We start from the raw sequence: 5867 nt of genomic DNA on the forward strand, positions 1-5867 counted from the left end.
CGATCCGGCGTCTCTTTCTCTTTCTTCCGGATCACCGCCACCGACTCACCGACCCAGGAGACCGGCACAGTAACCCCGCCACTATTCCCCCGCTTCTTCACATCCCGGATGATCAGCTCTTCCCCCTCAACCTCAAATTTTGCCACGCTATACATTGTGATAGCAATGTATTTATAATATATCTACACATTGACAATGTGGTAACATTGTGTTACCAATGGAGATACGACCATGAAAGGAGTTGAAGGGTGATGCCGTTGATAGCACGGCACCCACTCGGACTTTTAGACACCGCTGAGACCAAGCGCAAACGGCGCAGCGGTGCCTTACCGTCGAATAAGGTTATCTGGATGTGTCCCAGGTGCTACCACCGGCATACACTCAGGGCTGAGCTGGATGAAGTAATTTGCTGTGATGGTTGTGGTGAGTGGTTTCAGGTGCGATATGTGAAAGGTGCGCTATGACTTCGCACCGCCGTTTAGCAATCCTATTACTTATCGCGCTTGTTATCGTTACGGGATGCCTCATAGCAGCCGTTGTTACCACACCAGCCGCAGAAGGGACAGAGAGCGATGATAGCGCGATCCCGGATGCACCGGCCACACCGGGCATGCACCAGGATGCAGCACCAGCACCGGCACCAGCATCAGCACCAGCACCGACACCAGCATCAGCACCAGCACCGACACCAGAACAACAGATTCGCATTGAATGAGATAAAGAGGTGAAATTATGGGAGAAACGTTTGTACCGTCGATAAGCGCAATCATCGACGGAAAGAAGTATGATTCCGACAATGCAACGCTGATCGCCAGTGATCGCTACTTTGACGGATCCAACTGGGAGAGAAGAGGAAGAAACACCTTCCTGATGAAGACCGGGAAGGGTGCCTTCTTCATCATTCGTTATACTCAGTGGCAGGGAGAGCGCACCCATATTGAGGTAGTGAGCAAGGAGTACGCTATGGAGCTGTACGAGCAGCTCCCCGAGCAGGAGGTATCGTACTTCGATGCCTTCGGCGTCGAACCGGCGGAGGCGTGAGGATTCAGCCTCATTCTCTCTATTTTTCCGGTGAATTCTCTCAGACGCACACAGAGCCGATTTAAGGCGCTCTGGCACTCACAGGATGAATCATACCAGCCCTTTCGAGATAAGCCGTTATAGGCAATCCTCAAAGGCGTTTTTGCGCTGATCACAGTCTCATAGCTGTGCACGACTTGAAAGAAGCCTCAGCAGCACTTTTCCTATGCTGATCAGCTCACCGACCCCCAGCCAGAGCAGGATCAAGAGGAAGAGGATCGCGATCCCGATCAGGGTGCCGAGTGCGGATCCGTCACTCATTGGTGAACCACCCGCACAGAGGACACCACCACCCGATGACATGAAGGCGCTGCTTACCATCCGGGCAGGCAGGCCGGACATAGGCCCGCAACATGCCGCACCCCTCACACTTCGGATTCATGCAGACAGGTGCTTTTATGCGCGCCATAGGATACTATAATATTGCATGTCTGCTATAAAAAGGAATATGCCCCTCTTTTCCCTATCCGAGCGAACCGGATCGGTGCACCTGAAAACAATATACAGTCTTTTGTCATACTGTATTTTACAGTATAATAACAATACCTATATTGTTTCACGCCTTAGGATGTTCTATGAGCACGAAGTTTCATGCCCTCGAATCTCCAGAGGTGCCGGATAGGCTCCTTGATCTTGCGGTTGCTGATGGCCGCATAGATGGAGATACGCGGGTACTGATAAAAAAGTATCTGGGTTATCTCCAGGGTGCCCGCTCAGCATCCCGAGCACACATCACCAATACCACCGGGCAGCTCATTCTCTGGAGAAGCCTTCTCAATATGCCTTTTGAGCAAGCAACCTTTGACGACCTGATACAAGCCCGCGTTGCTCTGGATGCAGCCAGGACGAAGCGCGGAAAGCCCTATGCAGAAACCAGCAAGAAATCTTATGTCATCGCCCTGAAATCCTTTTACTATTGGTTAGGCCGGCGGGGACTGTCAGCGATCCCCCGTGATGCCCTCCAGGAGATGCGAGTACCCGAACCCCAGCCAGTCACGAACCCGGAGGACTTGATCCGGAGTGACGATCTCACGGCTATGATCATGAGCTGTAAGAATTTCCGGGATAGAGCCCTTATTGCCGTCCTCTTTGAGACTGGAGCGAGAATATCAGAGGTTCACCGCCTGAGATGGCACGATCTCACGTTTGACCGGCACGGTGCCCGGGTACGCCTCCATGATCGGAAAGAGAAGAAAACCCGGCATAGCAGGTTGATAACCAGCGTGCCGCACCTCGCAGCCTGGAGAAATGCCTATCCCGGCGATCCCGTCAATGATCACTATGTATTCATCGGCAGGACCGGGAAGCCGCTCAGCTATTCGATGATGCGGGATATTGTCGTGAGAGCAGCAGATACCATCACCGGGAAGCGGATCACCCCGCACCTATTCAGGAAATCCCGCGTTACGGAGCTGATAGTTACCGGATGTAGTGAGAGCGTGGTAAAAGAATCGTGCTGGGGAAATCCCAATACCAAGATGTTTTCTAAATACCTTCGGTTATCAGCACAGGATGTTGATGCAGGACTGTTGAAGGCCGCCGGCGTCGATGTTACCGAAGAGGAGAAGGCCCAGCCGCGATCCGTGATCCATTGCCCGGCGTGTCATGCACTCTGCCCGCCTGAGCTCAAGTACTGTGGCGTATGTATGCAGCCGCTCACCGAGGAAGGCCGGAGGGAGCGCGAAGAGATAAGCAAGCTTACCGAAGAGATTGATCTCGATGCACTCACAAAGCTCTTGACACTGACGAAAAACGAGAAGTTTAAGAAACTGATTGAAAGCCTTTGATATTCCGCATCTACCCATACTTTTTTAAGCATATTACTGCGAGTGTATCCCGTATGCATCATATGCATAAGTATATAAATAAGCAGCGCAAATAACCATATGAACAGTGGGATAGCTAGTTGAACTTTCCGCGTGCCGTCGTGCCATTTTCGACACCTCCTCAAGGAAGAAAAGGAGACGGTACAGTTGAGAGGTAAATACAAGAAAACCAACAAGCCTTTCAAAAAGGACCATACACAGCGCGCTCATAGAGTCGTTGTTGTAGATATTTTTTCAGAGCGGGAGGGAAGCGCACCGAAGCGTAACCAACCGAGAGAAGAGCTCCGCATCGCCTTGAGGATCCAGTATCAAGGGGGTGCCGCATCATGAGGGTTAAGGCCCTGAAATGCCTTCGATGCGGCTATACGTGGGAATCCCGCTTACCGGGCAGGCCGAAAGAGTGCCCGGAGTGTAAATCCCGCAATCACGACCTACCCCCAGGGATGAAGAAGGCCCGGAGGGGTAGATCGTGAGCGGGCAGGCAGAGAGCACCCCTCACGGAGGGGCCCCTCTATACCTGAAGAGACGCAGGAGATTATCAAAGGAAGCTGTTCGCACCTGTGACCCTGTGCTAAAGGCCGTTATCGTTTGTTTAGCGGTCTGTGGCGATGTGGAGTTAATAGATGCGGAGAGCCCTCCTCAAAACTCCCCGCAAAGCCAGAGAACCAACCCGTCAATAGTTGAGGGTAGCATATGATATGCTATTCTCAATATAAAAGCGTTTGCTTACATGAGGTGAGCGTATGAGAGCGAAGCCTCACGCCCGCGCGCTTCCTGATGGATCTGTTATCTTTGCTGACGGGAGAAGCACCATACGCCTTTGTGCTGAGGATGGTAGATGGTTGCTCTTTCATGGTTCGACCATTCACGGCCCGAAAGATAGCCTTGTGACGAAGAGAGGCGCGCTTCTGTTTGTCGTGCTGAATGGGAAGGGGTACACGCTGCTTGTGAAGAAGGCAACCCAGCTCTTCAAAGGTCAGAGTATCAGAGAGCAGCTTTGGCCAGCCGAAGGGGTGAAGGTATGAACGGAGATGCAGACCTTGACATCTCCACCTTCAAGGATATGCAGTTTCCCCACTCTCATAAGCCGTGTATCCGATGCCAAAGACCCGGACGATACCGAGAGCCATATAAAACCCTTGAAGGCGATAACCCCCGCTGGCTCTGCGAGCAGTGTTATAAGGCGCTGAAACGAGTAGGCACCGGCACGGGAGAGGCAATCGCTATCCTGGATTATGAAGGCGAGGACCGGATCGACAAGATCAGGAAGACGATCCGGGACGGCTTGAAAGCAGGAGAGGCGCGGGAAGCAATCTGGGAGAGCGTTCTTTACCATAACGAGCACTCGTTTAAGCCGCCCTTCAGCGCGATGGAGCTGGATAATCTCTTCGGAGACAGCTATCAGGCAATCCTCGAAGAGCAGGCCGGCGCACACCTCGCAGACATCGAGGCGATCATCCAGGAAGGCGATGGTCCGAAGGTCTATTACAAGAACGATACCAGGCAGGGGATCATCAAGGTATCAGAGAGGGTGACGTATAGGGATGGAGGCAAGGACGTGAAGCAGCAGGTATCCTATATCTTCGGATACCGGATGCAGAGCCTTGAGAGAATCGAGAATCCCGCCGATAGCACCGACATCTATTACAATGTCACCTTTGTGAATCCCAAGCAGCTCAGCCGCCGCCTTGAGTATCAGGAGATGACGATCAGCCAGATAGCTAACGACATCACGACCACGAAGGCCGGAGTACTGAAGAAGCAACTGCTTCATGAGGCGATCAGCTCCATTGTGCAGGAGTATGAGAACCGGGAAGTGGTCAAGGTGACCAGCCGTATAGTAGGTACGGGATTCTTCGAGGATGCGGAGGGATGCCTGCAATTCCATGAAGGGAAGGACTTTAAGGTGAATCTGCCCGAACACGATAAGGAGAAGGCAGACCAAGCGCTCAGCTTCCTTGAGGATATTCTGGAGTTTTACCAGTACCGGGATGCGGTTCTTACCTTTCTGTATTTCGCTATCCAGAGCCCGTTAGGGTATATCAGGAAGCTGCATGGAAAGGAGAACAAGATGCTGCTCGCGCATGGAGAGAGTCATACCGGAAAAACCTACTTCGGCAAGATCGCAGGGTATTTCTGGGGACTGCCTGAGCATAAATCCGTTATCAACGGTTCGAGCATCACCGTGCCGCAGCTCGCAGCGCACTATACCGCATCCACCCTCATGATCACCCTGGATGAAGTCAGGAATGTGATCAGCGATCCGAGGATAGCGGACACGTTGAAGGTATGCACGACAAGTCCCCATGCACGTGAGCGCATCCGGCCCGATCAGGGATACCGGAGGGAGAAGTTTACCGCCTTCGCTTCAATAGCGATGACAACGAACTTTGTGCCTTCTCTGTACGTCGGTATGCAGGACCGGCTTATCCCGGCTGAGTACACCCCGGAGATGAAGAGAGACCTTGAGGCAGTGGAGCGATTCGAGGCCGAGGTGCTCGCCCGGAGAGAGAGCCTTGCCTATATCGGCGCAGCGCTGAAAGATATGTTCCTGAGCGCATGGACCGACATCAAGCCGATCATTCTTTCCCCGGATCAGAGGAATGCAGGCCGCCGGCTTCTTGAACTGCTCTACTTCTCTGTAGGCAGGACCATGCCGGAGAGGATGGGGGAGGTATCCACGACCTTTGAGATAGAGACCTCCGATCCGCTGGATGTGATGTATTCCTATATCAAGGAAGGATGCCTTGAGCAGATGCAGAGGTATGCTAAAGACCTTCTCCACCAGGATTTAAGCTGGGAAGGCCGGCTTATCCAGATGAATAGATCGGGTATCCTTCCCAGCTATATCATCTCAGTCACTGAGAAGTACATCGTTCTGAAGCCCGACATCATCCAGGAGATAGCCAGGAAGAAAGGTGTTGAGATACCCGGGGGCCTGAAGGGGATGACATACCGGAT

At 52.7% G+C, this 5867-nt stretch carries 7 protein-coding genes; 5 read left to right on the forward strand and 2 right to left on the reverse strand.

Annotated elements, in window-relative coordinates; all coding sequences use genetic code 11:
- The first annotated feature begins 251 nt into the window (after positions 1 to 251).
- Positions 252 to 464: a hypothetical protein gene (locus PHI12_13095; GenBank protein MDD5511728.1), complete on the forward strand. Its 213-nt coding sequence runs from the start codon at positions 252 to 254 to the stop codon at positions 462 to 464.
- Between the two features lie 75 nt (positions 465 to 539).
- Here PHI12_13095 and PHI12_13100 read toward each other — a convergent pair whose 3' ends face one another.
- On the reverse strand, positions 540 to 689 hold the full coding sequence (locus PHI12_13100) for a hypothetical protein (protein MDD5511729.1): 150 nt from the start codon (positions 687 to 689) through the stop codon (positions 540 to 542).
- A gap of 43 nt (positions 690 to 732) precedes the next feature.
- Here PHI12_13100 and PHI12_13105 point away from each other — a divergent pair, with 43 nt between their 5' ends.
- On the forward strand, positions 733 to 1041 hold the full coding sequence (locus tag PHI12_13105) for a hypothetical protein (GenBank protein MDD5511730.1): 309 nt from the start codon (positions 733 to 735) through the stop codon (positions 1039 to 1041).
- 159 nt (positions 1042 to 1200) lie between these two features.
- Here the strand turns inward: PHI12_13105 and PHI12_13110 are convergent, their stop codons facing one another.
- Positions 1201 to 1341, reverse strand: coding sequence for a hypothetical protein (locus PHI12_13110; GenBank protein ID MDD5511731.1), 141 nt, complete (start codon positions 1339 to 1341; stop codon positions 1201 to 1203).
- Between the two features lie 314 nt (positions 1342 to 1655).
- Between PHI12_13110 and PHI12_13115 the strand changes: the two genes are divergently transcribed.
- The 3 genes from PHI12_13115 to PHI12_13125 form a co-directional block, all read left to right on the forward strand.
- On the forward strand, positions 1656 to 2867 hold the full coding sequence (locus tag PHI12_13115) for a site-specific integrase (protein ID MDD5511732.1): 1212 nt from the start codon (positions 1656 to 1658) through the stop codon (positions 2865 to 2867).
- A 782-nt stretch (positions 2868 to 3649) separates the two neighbouring features.
- Positions 3650 to 3931 (forward strand): hypothetical protein, encoded by a 282-nt coding sequence (locus PHI12_13120; protein ID MDD5511733.1) that lies wholly within the window; start codon positions 3650 to 3652, stop codon positions 3929 to 3931.
- Positions 3928 to 5867 (forward strand): hypothetical protein (locus tag PHI12_13125; GenBank protein MDD5511734.1); only part of this gene is annotated, 1940 nt, incomplete at its 3' end. The genes PHI12_13120 and PHI12_13125, both read left to right, overlap by 4 nt.

It is taken from the genome of Dehalococcoidales bacterium, from assembly GCA_028716225.1.
Lineage (GTDB): Bacteria > Chloroflexota > Dehalococcoidia > Dehalococcoidales > UBA5760 > UBA5760.

What these genes read in the sequence shown, in the direction of transcription:
- PHI12_13110 (MDD5511731.1), bottom strand. Translation starts at nt 1,341, where the DNA reads ATGAGTGACGGATCCGCACTCGGCACCCTGATCGGGATCGCGATCCTC.
- PHI12_13120 (MDD5511733.1), top strand. Translation starts at nt 3,650, where the DNA reads ATGAGAGCGAAGCCTCACGCCCGCGCGCTTCCTGATGGATCTGTTATC.
- PHI12_13095 (MDD5511728.1), top strand. Translation starts at nt 252, where the DNA reads ATGCCGTTGATAGCACGGCACCCACTCGGACTTTTAGACACCGCTGAG.
- PHI12_13115 (MDD5511732.1), top strand. Translation starts at nt 1,656, where the DNA reads ATGAGCACGAAGTTTCATGCCCTCGAATCTCCAGAGGTGCCGGATAGG.
- PHI12_13105 (MDD5511730.1), top strand. Translation starts at nt 733, where the DNA reads ATGGGAGAAACGTTTGTACCGTCGATAAGCGCAATCATCGACGGAAAG.